This window comes from Corynebacterium hesseae (genome assembly GCF_037850265.1).
GTDB classification, from domain to species: domain Bacteria; phylum Actinomycetota; class Actinomycetes; order Mycobacteriales; family Mycobacteriaceae; genus Corynebacterium; species Corynebacterium hesseae.
The window spans coordinates 705577-723431 of the sequence record NZ_CP137211.1 but is presented as its reverse complement, the minus strand read 5'-3'; the positions used below and the strand labels follow the sequence as shown (position 1 = coordinate 723431).

The 17855-nt window shown below is 63.1% G+C and carries 17 protein-coding genes; 3 read left to right on the top strand and 14 right to left on the bottom strand.

Annotated elements, in window-relative coordinates:
• Positions 1-59: 59 nt before the first annotated feature.
• The 7 genes from hpf to R3O64_RS03390 form a co-directional block, all read right to left on the bottom strand.
• Positions 60-704 (bottom strand): ribosome hibernation-promoting factor, HPF/YfiA family, encoded by a 645-nt coding sequence (gene hpf / locus R3O64_RS03420; protein WP_070522571.1) that lies wholly within the window; start codon positions 702-704, stop codon positions 60-62.
• Between the two features lie 171 nt (positions 705-875).
• Positions 876-1556 (bottom strand): ComF family protein, encoded by a 681-nt coding sequence (locus R3O64_RS03415; protein WP_070522568.1) that lies wholly within the window; start codon positions 1554-1556, stop codon positions 876-878.
• A gap of 21 nt (positions 1557-1577) precedes the next feature.
• A complete protein-coding gene (lpqB, locus tag R3O64_RS03410; protein ID WP_070522565.1) occupies positions 1578-3287 on the bottom strand; it encodes an MtrAB system accessory lipoprotein LpqB in 1710 nt (569 codons plus the stop codon).
• Positions 3284-4936 carry an MtrAB system histidine kinase MtrB gene (mtrB, locus tag R3O64_RS03405; protein WP_070530846.1) on the bottom strand — a complete coding sequence of 551 codons (1653 nt, stop codon included), beginning with the start codon at positions 4934-4936 and terminating at the stop codon, positions 3284-3286. Before mtrB ends, lpqB begins: the two co-directional genes overlap by 4 nt.
• A 90-nt stretch (positions 4937-5026) precedes the next feature.
• A complete protein-coding gene (gene mtrA, locus R3O64_RS03400; RefSeq protein ID WP_070522560.1) occupies positions 5027-5713 on the bottom strand; it encodes an MtrAB system response regulator MtrA in 687 nt (228 codons plus the stop codon).
• A 1-nt stretch (position 5714) separates the two neighbouring features.
• Positions 5715-6335 (bottom strand): dTMP kinase, encoded by a 621-nt coding sequence (locus R3O64_RS03395; RefSeq protein ID WP_070530849.1) that lies wholly within the window; start codon positions 6333-6335, stop codon positions 5715-5717.
• A 33-nt stretch (positions 6336-6368) separates the two neighbouring features.
• Positions 6369-6722 carry a DUF4259 domain-containing protein gene (locus R3O64_RS03390; RefSeq protein WP_070522555.1) on the bottom strand — a complete coding sequence of 118 codons (354 nt, stop codon included), beginning with the start codon at positions 6720-6722 and terminating at the stop codon, positions 6369-6371.
• 377 nt (positions 6723-7099) lie between these two features.
• Here R3O64_RS03390 and R3O64_RS03385 point away from each other — a divergent pair, with 377 nt between their 5' ends.
• Positions 7100-8032, top strand: coding sequence for a DNA-directed RNA polymerase II (locus R3O64_RS03385; RefSeq protein ID WP_070564893.1), 933 nt, complete (start codon positions 7100-7102; stop codon positions 8030-8032).
• Positions 8033-8062: 30 nt separating this feature from the next.
• On the opposite strand, the gene manA is transcribed toward R3O64_RS03385, so the two are convergent.
• The gene (manA, locus tag R3O64_RS03380) at positions 8063-9292 is read right to left on the bottom strand and encodes a mannose-6-phosphate isomerase, class I (protein ID WP_339017302.1); all 1230 of its coding nucleotides are present in this window, start codon (positions 9290-9292) and stop codon (positions 8063-8065) included.
• Positions 9293-9301: 9 nt separating this feature from the next.
• Entirely contained in the window at positions 9302-10255 is a 954-nt protein-coding gene (locus tag R3O64_RS03375; RefSeq protein WP_339017301.1) for an exopolyphosphatase, read from the bottom strand.
• Positions 10256-10284: 29 nt separating this feature from the next.
• Between R3O64_RS03375 and cobA the strand changes: the two genes are divergently transcribed.
• A complete protein-coding gene (gene cobA, locus R3O64_RS03370) occupies positions 10285-11013 on the top strand; it encodes a uroporphyrinogen-III C-methyltransferase (RefSeq protein WP_339017300.1) in 729 nt (242 codons plus the stop codon).
• Between the two features lie 22 nt (positions 11014-11035).
• Here cobA and R3O64_RS03365 read toward each other — a convergent pair whose 3' ends face one another.
• The 4 genes from R3O64_RS03365 to R3O64_RS03350 are packed head-to-tail and all read right to left on the bottom strand — an operon-like array spanning position 11036 to position 14673.
• On the bottom strand, positions 11036-12052 hold the full coding sequence (locus R3O64_RS03365; RefSeq protein WP_339017299.1) for a sulfite exporter TauE/SafE family protein: 1017 nt from the start codon (positions 12050-12052) through the stop codon (positions 11036-11038).
• A complete protein-coding gene (locus R3O64_RS03360) occupies positions 12045-12737 on the bottom strand; it encodes a sirohydrochlorin chelatase (RefSeq protein ID WP_070564874.1) in 693 nt (230 codons plus the stop codon). Before R3O64_RS03360 ends, R3O64_RS03365 begins: the two co-directional genes overlap by 8 nt.
• A gap of 20 nt (positions 12738-12757) precedes the next feature.
• A complete protein-coding gene (locus R3O64_RS03355) occupies positions 12758-13006 on the bottom strand; it encodes a hypothetical protein (RefSeq protein ID WP_070530860.1) in 249 nt (82 codons plus the stop codon).
• On the bottom strand, positions 13003-14673 hold the full coding sequence (locus R3O64_RS03350) for a nitrite/sulfite reductase (protein WP_339017298.1): 1671 nt from the start codon (positions 14671-14673) through the stop codon (positions 13003-13005). The genes R3O64_RS03355 and R3O64_RS03350 overlap by 4 nt, the downstream gene beginning before the upstream one ends.
• Positions 14674-14902: 229 nt before the next feature.
• On the opposite strand from R3O64_RS03350, the gene R3O64_RS03345 reads away from it, so the two are divergent.
• Positions 14903-16255, top strand: coding sequence for an FAD-dependent oxidoreductase (locus R3O64_RS03345; RefSeq protein WP_339017297.1), 1353 nt, complete (start codon positions 14903-14905; stop codon positions 16253-16255).
• A 197-nt stretch (positions 16256-16452) separates the two neighbouring features.
• Here R3O64_RS03345 and R3O64_RS03340 read toward each other — a convergent pair whose 3' ends face one another.
• Complete coding sequence (locus R3O64_RS03340; protein WP_070530873.1) at positions 16453-17820, bottom strand: phosphomannomutase/phosphoglucomutase; 1368 nt, start codon at positions 17818-17820, stop codon at positions 16453-16455.
• Between the last annotated feature and the right edge of the window lie 35 nt (positions 17821-17855).

Here is a 17855-nt window from a genome sequence, read left to right as displayed (position 1 = left end):
TGCGCTGCGGGGCAGGGAGCCTGTGGGTTAGGGCGCTAAGGCCCTTGGAGGCTTAGGCCTTAAGCATCAGCATCCGTCAGGGAGATGAGACCGTAGTCGAATGCGTGGCGGCGGTAGACCACGGAAGGCTTGTTGTTCTCTTCGTTGATGAAGAGGTAGAAGTCGTGGCCAACCAGCTCCATCTCACTGAGTGCATCATCAACAGACATCGGGGTGGCTGGGTGCTCCTTGAAGCGCACAACCTGGCCCGGGCGAACATCCTCGACGGTCTCTGCGTAGGGGTCGATGTAGCGCTCTTCCTTGGCCGGCTTGGCTGCTTCAGCCTCTGCGACCAGCTCAGCGGCAATCTCACCAGTACCCTTCTGAGCGCGGTGGCCGGACTTCACGTTCTCGCGACGTACCTTGACCTTGCGCAGGGAGCGCTCCATCTTGCCCAGGGCGGTTTCGAGCGCCGCGTAGAAGGAATCTTCCTTGGCCTCGGCGCGTGCGATGTGGCCCTTACCGGTGGCGGTGATCTGCAGGCGCTCAGCCTCGGACTCGCGGCGCGGGTTCGGCTCGTGCTGCAGCTCCACGTGGAAGAACGTCAGGGTCGGATCAAGACGCTCGATCTTGGCCAGCTTTTCAGTGACGCGGTCCTGGAAGTGCTCCGGAACCTCCACGTTGCGGCCGGTGATGGTGACCTGAGCGTTGGTCTGCTGGGACATTAAATGCCTCCCTATTCTCGTGGGGACTGAATGACTGCACATTCTGCGGACGCTCACAGCCCTGTGATGAGGGGCTTGATGCCCGCTTCCCTGTGACACCCCTCATGCTACCACTGGTCATAACCAACCCGGTCAGTGGCCCCCTCTGCGCATGCTTGGCGACGCCCCTCCCTACGCATCTGCCAGCACAATCGCACCGGCCACGTCACCCCCGATGGCCCACACGCGAGCGGCGCTGGCGCGAAGAGTAGCTCCGGTCGTGATGACGTCGTCGACAAGCAGCACACTGCGTCCCACCAGCTCGCGCGCACAAGGCCGCAAGAGCACTGCCCTGCGCATATTGTCGGCGCGTTCCGCCGCGCCGAGCTGCGACTGGTCCGCACTACCTTCGGCTGTGCTCAAGGCATTGACCACGTCCCAGCCCGGAAGCCGGGCGGACGCCGCCTGGCACAGCGCAGCGACGGGATCACCACCGCGCTGGCGGGCCGACGACGCGCGTGTGGGTGCCGGCACGAGCAGCGCGGTCTCCGGAATATCGCCGCGTGCGCGCAGGTACTCGATGCCGGCAGCCAACACCGCACCGAGGTGAGCTCGCACCGCCTGGTGCCCGCGTTCCTTCATAGCGATGATGACCCCACGGCGAGTATCGGAATAGGGGCCAAGGGCCCAGGCCGGGAAACCTAGGGGTTGCGGGCGTTCCACGCGGCGTGGCACCTGTCGAAGGTGTTCCTGGCAGGCCGTGCACAGCACCCCGCCTGCGGTGGTCTCACCGCCACACCCCGCGCACGGGCGCGGCAGGAACAGTTCCAGAAGTGCGGCGGCGGCCTCCCCTATCCCCCGGTTTTTCGGCATGCGCCCCACTCTAGCGCGACTCTAGCGCGCGATGATGGGTGAGGAGCGCACGCCCTGCAGACCTTCGACCTCACGCCAATAGGAGCGCTCGGACCCGCCCGCAGGAAGCTGCAACAGGGCGTGCGCATCGGTGACGTAGTGCGTCGACGGTGAGGACGCCACCGCCACCACGGGCGCGGTAATGTTTCCGGTAGGCAGTGTTGTTGCCGAAGAACCATCTTGCTCGATGCGCCACACCGGAGAGTTCGAGGCGGAGGTACCCACGAGCAGGGAGCCGTCCGTCTGCCACTCCACCGACAGCGCCGAACCGGTCAGCTCCGGGCCTACTTGGTGGACGTTGACTATGCGGCGCTCTCCCGACGTCGCGCGGGCAACCACGCCGGTGTACACGCTGCCGTCGATAATCATGGCGATGCGCGCTCCCGTGAGTGACAGACGGATGACCGAAATCTCTCCCTCCACGTTCTCCAACGCGGAGGTGTCAACCTCGGCGGTGCTCAGCTCTCCGGTGGCCGGAGAACGCGTCACGCGGACCACGTGTTTGCCGTCGACGACGGTCCACGCCACCTGGCCGCCCACCTCAAAAGTGGGGCGGGCCAAAGTCTCGCCCTTGATCGAATTCTCGAGCTCGTGGCCCAGCTCGCCCATCGTTAGCTGCGACTCCTTCTCGGAGCGCTTGCGCACGGCGGCCACCATCCCCTCATCGGAGATATCGGCGGACTGAATGTCATGAATCTGTCCGGCCATGCCCGGCACCTCGGCGCTGCCTTCACCCTTAACCTCAAGCAGCGAACCATCGTTGACTGCATAGAGCTTGGGCACCGATTGGGCGGCTACCTCGGGGTTAAACTCCGCGAAATCATCAATGGTCATCTCCTCCATGCCATCCACAAGCGGGCTGCCATCGATGGTGGCTCGGACGGAGTTCGTGATCTCGGCGTTGTTGAGGGTCCACACCAGCTGGGCGGCGAACTTAAGGCGCTCCTCCTGAGTCATCGAGGCCATGCCGCTGAACTCATAGACTCCATCATTGATTCCCAAGAAGGTGGCGTCCTTGGGGATCAGGCTGGAGGTTGCCGGCGCGATATCGGAAGATGGCCCCTGCAGCAAAAGCGTGACCAGCTCCGAGGCAATCGAATCCTTTCCCGAATAAAGCCAGCGACGATCCGCCACAAGCAGGCGTTGAGTCGTATCGAAAAAGTACAGCGACTGCGGGCGATAGCGATTGCGCAATTCGGTGCGCTCAATCACGGCACCGGTAGGCAGATCCGTAATGCGCCATTGCCCATTGAATTGGCGCAGCCGAACGGTCGCCTCAAGACGCGAGTTATCGGGGACATAGGCCCCGCCGTTGGCCAGACGGCCGATGATATTGCCACGCACCGAATACTCCAGGGCACCGTCCTCCATGTTCGAGGTCACCAGATCGATGGAATCCACCACGAGAACGGTGTCAGTAGGATCCCAAGAATTGGCTATCTCAGAGGAAAGGAAGGTGCGTGCGGCAGCGTAGTTTCCGGTGGGAATCGCCACGGCCGAATAAAAGTCACGGACAAGCAAATCAGGTTCGCTATCGGCGCGCGGCTCGACGACGGCATCGTCGGCCCGGTCATGCGGTTCGAAGGTACTAATCACCTGCGGATCGGTGTTATGCGGCAACGTCGAACAACCAACGAGAGCGGTGAGTGCGACGCAACTGAGTACTGCGAGCGGGCGGCGGGCTGGAATCATCGCTGAGCCTCCTCCTCGAAGTCGGACACGCTGTCTTGGTTAAAAGGCGGCTCCACAGCGCGGGCCTCACGCTCGGAGGGCCACACAATCCCGTTGTCCGTTTCTGCTTTAACCGCAGGAGCCTCCGGATCAGCGCTCAGCTCAAGAGCGAATTGTTCCTCTGCTTCTATGGGCTTCGGTGCCCCCGGCACTTCCAGAGCAATGGGCTCGGACTCCACCTGCTGCCCCGGAGTGCGTGGAAGGATCAATCGGAAGCGCGAACCAACGCCGTAGTAGCCGATGGCGTCGAGCGTGCCCCCATGGAGCACGGCATCCTCGCGAGCGATGGCAAGGCCCAAGCCGGTTCCACCAGAATGGCGCTTGCGCGAAGAATCCGCGCGCCAGAAGCGGTTGAACACCAGCTCTTCTTGGCCTTCCTTGAGCCCCACACCGGAGTCGGTGACGGCGATGCCGACGGCATCCTCAGTCGCGCCGACGTCCACGATGACGGGATTGCCCTCAGAGTGGTCGATGGCGTTCGCAAGCAGGTTGCGCAGGATGCGCTCGACGCGACGCGAATCGCATTCCACGGCGACGGGTTCCTCCGGCAAATGAAGGACGACCTCCACTCCGAGCTCCGAGGCGAGGTGCTCCACTTGGCTCAGCGCGGAGTCCACGCAGGAGCGAATGTCGATGGAAGCCGTGGAGAGGTCAGCCACGCCGGCATCGTGGCGAGAGATCTCCAACAGGTCCGCGAGCAAGTCCTCGAAGCGATCCAGCTCCTTGATGAGCAGCTCCGCCGAGCGCTTGGTGTAAGGGTTGAATTCATCCGCATCTTCCGCGATGACATCCGCCGCCATGCGCACCGTTGTCAATGGCGTGCGCAGCTCGTGGGACACGTCGGAAGTGAACTGCCGCTGGAGATCGCCATACTCCTCCAGTTGGGTGATCTGCTTAGACAGCTTATCTGCCATGTCGTTAAAGGAGGAGGCGAGGCGGCCCATTTCATCGTCTGAGTTGACCACCATGCGCTCACGCAGGTGGCCGGCAGCAAAGCGCTGCGCAATGCGCGAGGCGGAGCGAATCGGGACGATCACCTGCTGGGTTGCCAGCCAGGCGATGCCGACGAGGAGGACAACCACCACCACTCCGGCAGCCGAGAGCAAACCACGCATGAGAGCCATCGTGGATTCCTCAGATTCCATGGACAACACGAGGTAGACCTGGGTATTCGGAATGTCGCTTTCAATGGGCGTGCCCACCATCAGCGCGTTATAGGTTGCTCCCGATTGCTGGTCCACCGTGGCGTATTGCTGCACGACTTGGCCCCGGCCAACGAGCTCGCGCATCCCGCCGGGGATGCGGTAGCCCTCCGGGGACGTTGTGGCCGTGCCGTCGGAATTCTCCACGACGATGACCGGTTCATACACGGCCTGGGCGTCGGGTTGTTGCGCCGATAATTGGCCCAAGGCGGCGCGTGCAGAATTGATGCGCACCTGCGTTGAGTTTGCCGTACCGGTGGCATCGATCTGCTGTTCCACGGCCACGCGGGCGCGATCAAGCTCCTGAAGCGCCGTGTCCTCCTTCTGGCTCACCAGCTGCTGCGTCAGCACCGACACCAGCGCGTAGGCCAGGATGATCATGACCACCGTGGAGGCCACCAACATCATGCCCAGGACACGTGTCTGCAGGGAGGTGCGCCAGCGCTCGACGACGCCATCCCGGACTCGCCTTAACCAACCAAAAATAGCGGCAGTCCTTTACTCGGCGGTTTTTCCAGTCTTGTACCCCACGCCGCGCACGGTGAGGACGATACGCGGATCCTCGGGGTCGTGCTCAATCTTCGCGCGCAGGCGCTGGACGTGCACGTTGACAAGGCGCGTATCGGATGCGTGGCGGTAACCCCAGACAGATTCAAGCAGCGCCTCGCGAGTATGCACCTGGCCGGGCTTGCGCGCCATCTCCAGAAGAAGGTCGAACTCCAGCGGAGTCAGCGAGATTTCCTCGCCGCCCTTGCGGGTAACGGTGTGCTCGGGGACGTCGATAAGCAGGTCCCCCACCTCAATAATTTCTCCCGTGCCCCCATCGATTCGACGCAGGCGCGCGCGGATACGGGCGATGAGCTCCTTCGGCTTGAAGGGCTTGGTGATGTAATCATCCGCACCCGATTCGAGGCCGAGAACCACATCAACGGTGTCTGTCTTCGCCGTCAGCATGACGATGGGCACCGAGGACTCAGTACGAATGGCGCGGCAAATATCCACGCCATTCATGCCCGGAAGCATGAGATCCAACAGGATCAGATCCGGGTCATGCTCGCGGAAGGCCGGGATCGCCTCATTTCCATCGTTAACGGCAATAGGCTCCAGCCCTTCTGCCTCGAGCACGATGGTGAGCATTTCGGCGATTGCCGGGTCATCATCCACGACCAAGATTTTCGGTGCCACTTTATTGTTCTCCTACAAGCTCCTTGACAGCTTGGATAATCATATCGGCATCCGCGGTGGCGATCCACCGCCCTGCCCACTGCTGCTCTGCTAAGCGACGGTAGGCGGCCGCCGTGCGAGACTGCAACGCGGCATCGCGCTCATAGCGGTCGCGGTTGCGCCCTTCATCCTCTGCTGCACGGGCCACGGCACGCTGACCGGCAAGGGCGACGTCGGTATCCAAAAAGATCTGCAGCTGCGGCACCGGCAGGCCGAAGCGTTCAAACTCGAGCTCATAGATCCAATCGACGATGAGCTCACCGCCGACCCGCGCGGCGGAATACGCAGCGTTGGACGCCACATAGCGATCCAAGATGAGCAGGCTATCCGTGGACTCAGCGGCGGCAAGGAGCTGCTCTTTGGCTCCGTGCCGATCCAGCGCAAAGAGCGTAGCCATTCCATAGACCGAATCGGTCAGATCCCCCATACGCCCATACAGGGCCTCCTGCGCGAGCTGCGCATGGATGGACTCTTCGTAGCGGGGAAAGCTCAAGACTTCGACATCGCAGGCTAGTTCTTCCCGCAGGCGCTGGGTAATGGTGTTTTTACCCGCGCCATCGATTCCTTCAATACTGATCAGCATGCTGTTATATCTAGCGTGTACCTAGTGCTGCCGTTAGGACAAGGCCTCGATGAAGGGCTCGAGGTCGTAGTCTTCCTCGACCTCTTCGAGCAACTCCAGGGCATGTTCGTTGAGGTTTTCGCTGCCGGATCCGGCGAGATCCCGGATGAAGGGATAGTCTTCGACGACTTCTCCGGCGCTGAACGGGGCGCCTGCCCAGATCGCGGCTATCGTGGCCGCCGCCAAGGCGTTACGCTGCTCCTCCTCGGTCTGTTCTTCGCCCGAGACCGCAAGCGCGCAGGCATCATCTACCGCGGCAACGATTTCTTCATCCTCAAGGTCTGCCAGTTCATCCAGGAAGTCGACGTTGACCTCGTCGGCGAAGATGTCCTCATCCCATGAGCTCATTGCTTTCTCCTTCATCCTTAAGTGAATTAGGGGTCTGTGTTTTTATCCGCGTTCGTGTATCCACGGTGGGCCGGTGCAGCTTCGCGGGCGGGCGCTCCGCGCAGCCGGTATCTAATCCAATTTCTACCATTCTTTAGATGCCCTCATGCAAGGCTTCGGTCAAGAGCGCGGTTTTATTACGGTCACATCGCTCCGTGCCGTCTTCCGACTGCCTCTCCTCCTGTCCTCCTCCATATGCTGCATTTCGCCCACTGCCCTATGCCACGCCTAAACGGGGAATTTTGCCCAGGCCATTTACTATCTCCGGATTCGTGTTATCGTTGTTACCGACTTGTGACATTTACGCAGGCTTTTGTGCAGGAAGGAGAGCGCCCCGCATGACGAGCAGTTCACGCCGCATCTTGGTCTTTGTCGCGGCCGGCCTCCTCTGTGCCGTCGCCGTAGGCGTCGCAGTGTGGCGCATGAGCGCGCCCGAATCCGTCGTGTCGAAGCCCTCCGCTGCCACCGCCGTGTCGAGCACCGCATCTTCCGCTCCCTCGACAACGCATTCCTATACCACCACGGCTGCCCCGACATCCACGCAACCGAAGCAATCGAAAACTAATGTCGCCGCGCCGGCAGAGGATCCCTACCTGGCGCCGAATGCCGTGGTGAATCGCACGGAGCCGGTTGGCCCCACGGCCGTCTACCGCCCGGACAATGTTTCCTCACTGCAGAACCAGCAGCCGCAGGCAACTCCGAACAATCCGTACCCGCAGGCGCCGGTCAGCACGGCCCCTGCCGTGCCGCCAACGGACGGCTCTACTCCGGCCTCCGAAACACCGATTCCGGGTACTCCTCAGCAAAGCTCCGAGCCCACTCAGCCGTCGGCCACGCCGGAATCTCAGACCGCCGTACCGCAAGAGGGCCCAGTGGAGGACCAGGACGGCAACCAGCCCGCTGAGCAGCCGCAACCCAAGGAACCTACGCCCTCGCAGAACACTGGAGTTCCTGAACCGCTTGGCTCCTTCATCCCGCACCCCGCCGGGTTCACTCAGAACGCGCCCGCGCCTGATGCGGAGCCGAAAGCGCAACAGGGCGAGCCTATCGATGCCGCTCCACAGGGCGGCGAGGTACAAGGCGCCGATGTAGTGGAAGCAGTGGAGCGCGAATCCGCGGCTTACCGCACCAACGAGGCCGCCCCGACTCCCGCCGCGCCGACGGATGATGCTCCCGCGGCGGAAGAGCCTTCCGCAGCGACCCCCACCGCTGCTCATTTAGCCGACAACGGCGAAACTACCGCCGCATCAGCATTGACGCAGTCCGCCTAATACCCGCGCCGTTAACTAAACGGCCGCCGACTAAACGCGGGCGATAAACACCTCGGCGTCTTCGCCACCGGTGGAACGAACGATGGCGGCCGGGTCGCTAGCGGGAATCCACGCCGCGTGACCCGCGCCAAGGCTGACGTTTTCTGCTTCGGCATTGCTCAGTGCCACCGAGCCGGAGGTGCACAGCACAATCATGGGGCCATCGCTGTCGACTTCGACGCTCTCCTCACCAGAAAGCTCGATGCGGTCCAACAGAAACTCCTCAATCGGCACCGGGTAGGACCATGCCTTTGCACCCCTTACGCTTCCTGTGTCGGCTGCGTCTTTCAGGTCCACGCGCGGATCTTCAGCCGCCTGGTAGGTGAGGACTTTAACCAGCTCGGGGACGTCAACAAACTTCGGGGTCAGGCCACCGCGCAGCACGTTATCGGAGTTAGCCATGATCTCTACACCCAGGCCAGAGACATAGGCATGCAGCTGCCCAGCGTCAAGGTAAATCGCCTCCCCCGGCTGCAGGACGATGTGATTGAGCAGCAACGCGCCCAACACGCCGATATCCCCCGGATATTGCTCGTTGAGCTTGGCCACGGTTGCCATCACGGTGGCCATCCACGGCTCGCCCGCCTGGTTGCTGCGCAGGCGCTCGCCCGCCGCTACCACCGCGCCGATCAGCTCCTTGCGCTTGGCACCCGGGATCGTAATCCACGTGGTAAACAGCGCGCGGAGGCTATCGCCTTCAGCAGCAGGATCGGTGTCGAGCATGCCCTCGTAGTGAGCCAGCTCTTCGCATTCCAAGGCCGCAAAGAGGCTGCGGGTCTGCGCTAGCGGGCGGAAACCCGCCATGGCGTAGAACTCCGTGAGCGCCACGATGAGCTCCGGCTTGTGGTTGTCATCCTTGTAGTTGCGGTTTGACGCCGTGAGGTCGATTCCTGCCGCGTTCTCGCGGGCGAAACCTTCCTCGGCCTGCTGCTTCGAAGGGTGCGCCTGCAGCGACAGCGGCTCTGCAGCTGCCAGAATCTTCAGCAAGAAGGGAAGGCCGGCGCCATACTTGTCAGCCACCCGCTGCCCCAGCTGTCCTTGCGGATCCGCCGCGATGATCTCATCCAGCTTTTCTCCCTCAATCGTTGAGGGATCCGCCGGGTGCGCACCAAACCACAGCTCAGCAACCGGGCTTTGAGCCTCCGGCTCGCCGAGCAGCGTCGGAATCAGCGTGCGCGAGCCCCACGAATAATTGCGGGCAGCACTGGTGAGCAACTTCATTGACTTCCTCTATTTCACGTCGTAGGCGGTCGCGGCATAACTGCGCGTAATCAACTGCAGCGCGCGGGCCAATTCCCCACAGGAGGTATCGGCGCTCGCCGCTGCGAACGAGTGGGGAAGGTTCGCCTCTTCCTGTCCCCATAAAACAACTTTCAAGGGTACCAAAGGCTCTTCCGCTTCAAACGGGTCATAGAAGATGTCCGTCGGATTTGTCTGCAGAATCGGCCCTAAGCCTTCCGCGTCGACGACGGTCCCTCCTAGCCCATGGACTGCCCACAGCGCGCCCGCCATGCGGGCAACGAGAGCGTCGAGGTGCACCCGCGTGCGCTCCTCCGAGAACGCATAGGGATCGGGTCCACAGCTGTGGATGATTCGGCCGCCTTCCACAAATTCACGCAACGCGCGCCCGGGGTTCGTCGTGGAATCGCGCTGCGGTGACAGCGCTTCCAGCTCGCGGTCCACGGCATCGGCAACGTCCTCCAGCCGGCGGGAGACCAACACCGGGTCTTCGCTTAACACCGCGCTCACCGCATGCACTGCCGTGATGGCGCGCACCGGTGAAATCCCTTCGGCCGTGGGAAGGGTGTCGATGACGACGGTGTCCTCGGGAGCATCCTCGATCTCATTCAGCAGAATCGTCGTCGCCCCTCGGCGCGCGGCGTCGTGCAGCGCGCGCTCTGCCCATGGGCTATCCCCCGCCACCACCACGACGTCGAGGGCACCGACAAAGAGCGGCAGCGATTCGCTGACCATGATGGGAACCTCAGCGGGCTCGGCTAGGCCCACGGCGACGTGGGCAGCGGCGCGGGAAACCTGGTCCGCGGCAAGGACGACGATACTGCGCGGGCGCAGCCCACCCAGCACTCGAGCCAGCTCCGGTACGGCGGCGGCCACCACGCGAGCTTGCGCACCTTCGTGGGCGATGTCAAAGAAGCTCACGGATTCGGGGTCATAGGAAGTCATAGGCCCGAGCATAGCTAGGATGAGTGGCCATGAGCATTCATCCGGTAGTCCTTGTCGGCGGCGGCCCTGGCGCGTGGGATCTCATCACCGTGCGTGGCATGCGGGCACTGCAGGAAGCCGAGGTCATCGTGGCCGATCACCTCGGACCCACCGCCCAGCTGGACAAGCTGTGCGATGTTGACGCCAAGGAGCTTATCGACGTCTCCAAGATCCCCTACCGCGCCCAAGTGGCCCAGGAGCGCATCAACGAGATTCTCATCGAGCACGCCCAGGCAGGCCGCCGCGTGGTGCGTCTGAAGGGCGGCGATCCTTATGTATTTGGTCGCGGCTTCGAAGAGCTCACCGCCCTTACCGCCGCGGGTCTCCCGGTGGAGGTCATCCCCGGAGTGACCTCGGCGGTGGCCGTCCCCGCGCTGGCGGGAACGCCGGTGACTCACCGCGGCGTCGTCCATGCCTTTACTGTGGTCTCCGGGCACCTGCCGCCAGGCCATCCCAAGTCCTTGGTTGATTGGGCAGCACTAGCACGGTCTGGGGCCACGCTTTCGGTCATCATGGGAGTGAAGAATGCGGAGGCCATTGCCACCGCGCTGATCGACGCCTCCCTTTCCCCCCACACTCCCGTGCGCATCATCCAGGAGGGCTCCCTCGACAGTGAGCGGGCCTTCCACTGCGAGCTCGCCGAGCTAGGCGCAACCATGGAGGAGAACTCGGTGGCTCCACCAGCGGTCATCGTTATCGGCGAGGTTGCTGGGCTCTAGTCAACGCCTATACGGCAGGTTTCTATGATCGCGGCGAGCTCACGCCGACGGGTTCTGAATCCTCCGCAGGAGTGCCGGCAGGAAAGCCATCGCGTCCGGTCGGCTCCGTGGTTTCGACAACACGGCTGCCGCCCCGCTGGGGCGCGGTGCTGGCACCGCTGTGCTCGTTTTCCTTGCCGCCAGCGCGGCGCGCACGGCGGGCGTTTCCCCACACAGTCACCGCCACGCCCAGAACGAGCGCGATGAACTGCACGATGAGGGTCTGCGGGTGCTGCAGGGCCCACCCCAAAGCTTTGGGGATGTTGAGCGCCACGATGGCAGTTCCGACGAATCCACCGAGGAGTGTGGGATTGATGCGGGAAATGAGCCACGCCGCAACCGGCGCAGTGATCGCCCCGCCGATAAGCAGGGCCACGACCGCGGCAGCGTTGGCCACGATTTCTTCCCAGAGGCCAACGATGAAGCCTGCCGTCGCGCCAAAGGTAACAAGGAATTCTGCGGTGTTGACGGTGCCGACAATGCGCCGCGGTTGTTCGCGGCCGACCGCCAACAGTGTCGAGGTGGAAATCGGCCCCCATCCGCCGCCACCCGAGGCGTCGACGAAGCCTCCCAGCACTCCGAGGCCGGCGAGGAAAGGAGTCGAATGCGGCCGGGATTCTCGCGGTGCGGCGCTGCGCGTTCGCGAAAAGCGCCAGACCAGGTTGATGCCCAAGGCGATGAGGATGGCGGAGGTTACGGGCGCGGCTGCTTCCAGTGAGAGGTTGGACAGAACCGCCGCCCCGACGAAGGCAGATAGTCCTCCCGGCACACCGAGCTTGAGCACCGTGGGCCAATGCACGTTTCCGAAGCGCCAGTGGCTAATTCCGGAGACCAAGGTGGTGCCGAGCTCCGAGGTGTGTACCACGGCGGAGGCCGTTGCTGGGCCCAGACCAGCCAGCAACAGGATGGTGGTAGAGGTTACGCCAAAGCCCATTCCGATGCCGCCGTCGACAAGCTGCGCGGCAGCACCCGCCAGCGCGATGAGGATGAGGCTACGCATGGGCCACCTCCGCATAGCGGTGCGACACAATTCCGGCGAGCGCCTCCCCCAGGGGCGGGAGCACACACCTAGACTGGCCGCCGCCATCCCCGGAATCCGTGTCGAGTCGGTCTAGGAGCAGTCCTGGGCTCACGAAGAGCGGCACGACGACTTCCTGATTCCCCTCCGGCCCCACGGGCCGGCGCTCGCCGCGCGTAGCAAAAGAGACCTCCGCCGCGCAGCCGGTGAGCTCGCCCACGCGCCGCGCCAGATCAGCTACCGCAGCATTAGCACGCTCATCGGAGGAACCGACGGAGTACACCACGACGGTATCCGTTCCTTCCGGCACCTGCTGCGCGAGCAGCCTTGCCATATCCTCCCCGGTGCCGAGGCCGCGTGCTTGGCGGAGGGTGACTCCGGAGGCCGCGGAGGCCTGGGCCAGTGCAGCGGGGACGTCGACGCGCTGGTGGTAGCCCTCTGTAAAAAGCAAGGGCACAACAATCGCCTCGCGCACGCCTTGTTCAGCAAGGTTGTGCGCGGCCTCTTCGAGGGGAGGATCGTTGAACTCGAGGTGCGCGGCGGTGGCTGGCGCACCGGCAAGCTCGCCGGCAGCGCGGGTCAGGGCCGCCACGCTCGCTGCGGCCGCGGGATGGCGCGAGCCGTGCGAGAGGGTCAGCAGTGCGGTGGTGGAATTCGGGGCTGTCATGACTGGGCGGTGTCCTTTTCCTAGGCGGTGGCGGTGGAGTGGCCGCGGCGAGCGAGGGAGCGCTGCAAAGCCTCCGTTGAGGACACCGCCAGCGCGGGCGCTACCGGGGCATCGTCTTGGCCGTGGAAGCGTACGGAAAAGATGCGGAGGCATTCTTCGCACTTCCAGGCGAAGTCATCTTCTTCATCGGGGAACAGGTTGGTCCCAGCGCAATAGGGGCAGTAGGCGGGATGGTTGCGGTTGGGGTTGGGCTTGCGGCGGAAATTCATTGCAAGTCCTCCTCGTCCGCACGCAGCACCCAGTGGCGGAACTGCTCGCCGTCCTCGCGCTGCTCCTTATATTTGTTGACTAGACGGATGACGTAGTCGGGGACTTCATCGGCCACCACCTTGTGCCCGCGTAGCTTGCGTCCCCAGTCCGGGGATAGGCCGAGGGCACCACCTAGGTGGACCTGGAAACCCTCGACGCGGTTGCCATCGGCATCAGTCACGATCTGTCCTTTCAGCCCGATGTCCGATACCTGCGAGCGGGCACAGGCATTGGGGCAGCCGTTGAGGGCGATGGACAGCGGCACGTCGAGGTCACCGAGGGTATCTTCCAAGATGTCGACGAGCTCGATGGCGCGGGCCTTGGTGGTCACGTGGGCGAGCTTACAAAATTCCAGGCCGGTGCAGGAGATGACGCCGCGGCGGAATTCCGAGGGCTGGGAGTACAGGCCGGTCTCATCCAAGGCGCGGGACAGGGCGGGAATGTCCGCTTCCTCGACATCGAGGAAGAGAAGCTCCTTCATTGGGGTGGTGCGGATGCGGCTGATGCCGAACTTCTCAGCCACGTCAGCGATGGCAATGAGTTGCTCGCCAGTGGCATGCCCGACGGTGGGCTTGACGCCCACGTAGAACTTTCCGTCCTGCTGGCGGTGCACGCCGAGGTGGTCGCGGTTGCCGGGGGCGATGGGGAGCGGGAGGCCGTCGAGAAGCGGCGCGTCCAGATACTCCTCCTCCAGTACCCTGCGGAACTTCTCGATCCCCCACTGCGCCACCAGGAACTTCAGGCGCGCGCGGTTGCGGTTGCGGCGGAAGCCATAGTCGCGGAAGATGCGCGCGACACCGGCCCATACCTCCGGGACGCGCTCAAGCGGAATCCATGCGCCGAGGGATTGCGAAAGCATCGGGTTGGTGGACAGGCCCCCGCCCACGAAGCAATCGAATCCGGGCCCGTACTCAGGGTGATCGGTGCCAACAAAAGCGATGTCCTGGATTTCGTGCGTGACATCCTGCCGGGAGTTGCCGGAAATGGCGGTCTTAAACTTGCGCGGAAGGTTGTGGAACTCCGCGCGCGGGAGGTAGTTGTTCTTGATCTCCTCGATGGCCGGGGTGGCATCGATGATTTCGTCGGCCGCCACGCCCGCTACCGGTGAGCCGAGGATGACGCGGGGCACGTCGCCGCAGCCCAACAGAGTATCCAAGCCGACGGAGCGTAGCTTCTCCCAGATGGTGGGAACGTTTTCGATCTCAATCCAATGCAACTGGATGTTCTGCCGGTCTGTAAAGTCCGCGGTGGAACGGGCATAATCGCGGGAAATCTCTCCCACCGCGCGCAGCTTGGCAGGATCCGCGCGTCCACCGTCGAAGCGCACGCGCATCATGAAGTACTCATCCTGCAGCTCGGCGTTGGTGAGCTTGGACGTCATCTCACCGCCCAGGTTCTGGTTGCGCTGGGTGTACAGGCCCAACCACTTAAAGCGCGGGGCAAGGTCCTCCGCGGGAATAGAGGAGAATCCCTGCTTTGAGTAGATATCAATGACGCGCTGGCGCACGGCCAAGGCATCGTCGGCCTGCTTGATCTCCTCGTCAGCGTTAAGCGGCGCGGTGCCGTCAATCTTCCACTGGCCTTCCGGTTTCTTCGCGCGTGGCTTTCGCTGTGTGGCGGTGGTCATAATCTGCTGCCTTTCGTCGGATACTGAAAACCTACCGGTCTAGCTAAAACAGACAAAGCAGTCTTTTTTATTTTCTCCCGAATATGCAAAGCACGCTGGGTTTATGCCACAATGTTCTCCGAATGTAATTAGGCCCAGTTGCCCTACAGCAGACAAGCCGGTTCAATGAAACCCACGCTTGTTTAGACCTAAGCTTTCGTTAGTTACTACAACATTCCGAAAGGCCATCATGACCCAGCAGCCCCTGAAAGTAGCCGTCATCGGCGCCGGCCCAGCCGGCATCTACGCCTCCGACATCCTGGTGAAGAAGACCGGCGGCAACGTTCAGATCGATCTCATCGAGCAGATGCCAGCCCCCTTCGGGCTCATCCGCTACGGCGTGGCTCCGGACCACCCGCGCATTAAGGGAATCATTAACTCCCTGCACCGAGTGCTCGACACCGAACAGATCCGTCTTCTGTCCAATATCACTGTGGGCCGCGATGTCACCGTCTCCGAGCTTGAGGAATACTACGACGCCGTCGTCTTCGCCACCGGCGCCGTTGGTGACCGGGGCATGCAGATCCCGGGCTCCGATCTCGAGGGCGTCCACGGCGCCGGCGAGTTCGTCGGTTTCTACGACGGAAACCCGCGCTTCGAGCGCTCCTGGGACTTGTCCGCCACCGACGTCGCCGTGATCGGCGTGGGCAACGTGGGCCTCGACGTGGCCCGCATCCTGGCCAAGACCGGCGATGAGCTTAAGGAAGCCACCGAGATCCCCGATAACGTCTACGAGTCCCTGGCCAAGAATCAGGCCACCACCGTGCGCGTCTTCGGCCGCCGCGGTCCGGCACAGGCTAAGTTCACCCCGCTGGAGCTCAAGGAGCTCGACCACTCCCCCACCATCAACGTGGTGGTGGACCCGGAGGACATCGACTACGACGAGGCCTCCCTCAAGGCCCGCGAAGAGGCCAAGTCCTGCGACCTGGTCTGCCAGACCTTGGAGGGCTACGCCATCCGTGAGCCCAAGGAAGCTCCGCACACCCTGCAGATCCACCTCTTCGAGCAGCCTGTCGAGTTCATCGGTGAGAACGGCAAGGTAACGGCAGTAAAGACCGAGCGCACCGCCCTCAACGGTGACGGCTCCGTCACCGGCACCGGCAAGTTCACCGAGTGGCCGGCCCAGGCCGTCTACCTGGCCGTGGGTTACCGCTCCGATGCCATCGAGGGCGTTCCCTTCAATAAGCAGAAGAACGTCATCAACAATGACGGCGGCCATGTCATCGACCTCGACGGTGACGTCGTGCCGGGCCTCTACACCACCGGCTGGATCAAGCGCGGCCCGGTGGGGCTCATCGGCAACACCAAGTCCGATGCCACGGAGACCATCGGCATGCTGCTTGCCGACGCCGAAGCAGACAACCTCTCCCACTCCCGCGAGGAGGACATCGTGGAACTCTTCAAGTCCAAGGGTCTGGAGCACCTGACCTGGGAGGGCTGGAAGAAGCTGGACGCCGCCGAGCGCGCACTGGGTGAGGCAGAGGGCCGCGAGCGCAAGAAGTTCGTCGAGTGGGAAGAGATGGTCACCCACTCTCGCGACTAGACCGGCCAGCATGGCTCGGCCGCTCTCTTCGGCTGAGCCGCCTATGCTTTGGCCTACCCCAGCCCAACTAAAACCAAAACTGCCCTATCTGACGAAGTTATCTCTCTCGCCGCGATAAACGCGGGGAAAATCGTCAGATAGGGCAGTTTTCGTCTCAAGTCTCAAGGCCTTCGTGTGAAGGCACGTGCCTTCACACGCTAGGCGCGGATGATACCGAGGACCTCGTCGACGATGGCCTGCACCTCGTCAGCGGTCTTGGCCTCAACGTTGAGGCGCAGCAGCGGCTCGGTGTTGGAGGCGCGAACGTTGAACCAGGCATCGGTGCCCTTGAGCTGTACGGTCACGCCATCGAGCTCGTCGACGGACTCAATCTTGTCCGCCAACTCATCGAGCACGCGCTGCGTCGTAGCCTTCTGGTCATCCACGGTGGAGTTGATTTCACCCGAGGCCTCGTAACGCGAGTACTGCGCCATGAGCTCGCTCAGCGGCTTGTCCTGCTCGCCCAGAGCAGCCAGCACGTGCATGGCAGCGAGCATGCCGGAATCCGCGTTCCAGAACTCCTGGAAGTAGTAGTGCGCGGAGTGCTCGCCGCCAAAGACCGCCTTCTCCTTGGCCATCTGGGCCTTGATGAAGGAGTGGCCCACGCGGGTACGCACGGCCTTGCCGCCCTTCTCCGCGATGAGCTCCGGAACGGTCTTGGACGTAATCAGGTTATGGATGACGGTGGCACCAGGGAACTTGTCCAGGTAGCGCTCCGCCACCAGCGCACAAATAGCAGAAGGCGAGACCGGCTGACCCTTCTCATCCACCACGAAGCAGCGATCCGCATCGCCGTCGAAAGCAAGGCCGATATCCGCCTTCTGTTCGACGGTGAACTTCTGCAGGTCCACCAGGTTCTTCGGATCCAGCGGGTTAGCCTCGTGGTTGGGGAAGGTGCCGTCGAGCTCAAAGTAGAGATCCCGAACGTCGAAAGGCAGGCCCTCAAAAACCGCCGGGACGGTGTGGCCACCCATGCCATTCGCGGCGTCGACAGCCACGACCAATGGGCGGGAGTTCTCCAGCGGCACCAGGCCGCGAAGGAATGCCGCGTAGTCCGGAAGAACCTCACGCTCAGTGACGGTGCCCGGCTCACCGTCGAAGGCCGGGGTGCCGTCGATCAGCATGTCCTTGATCTGCTCCAGCCCCGTCTCCTGCCCCACCGGAACAGCGCCCGCGCGGCAGAGCTTGATGCCGTTGTACTTAGCCGGGTTGTGGGAGGCGGTGAACATAGCGCCCGCGCAATTGAGGTGGCCGGCGGCAAAGTACAGCTCATCGGTGGACGTGAGGCCGAGCTGGATAACATCAAGGCCCTGCGCGGCAGCGCCCTCAGCAAAGGCGGCTGCCAGCTGCGGGGAGGACGGACGCATGTCGTGGCCCACTGCCACGGTGGTCTCCCCTTCCCCGCGGAGGATGGCGGCGTAGGCCGCGCCAGTATCGCGCACGAGGGTTTCGTCGATGTCCTCACCCACAACACCACGGACGTCATAGGCCTTGATCACTGCATTGAGCTGTTCACGAGTTCGCATAGCCCACAAGCATACCCCCGTCAGTCGCGGTAATC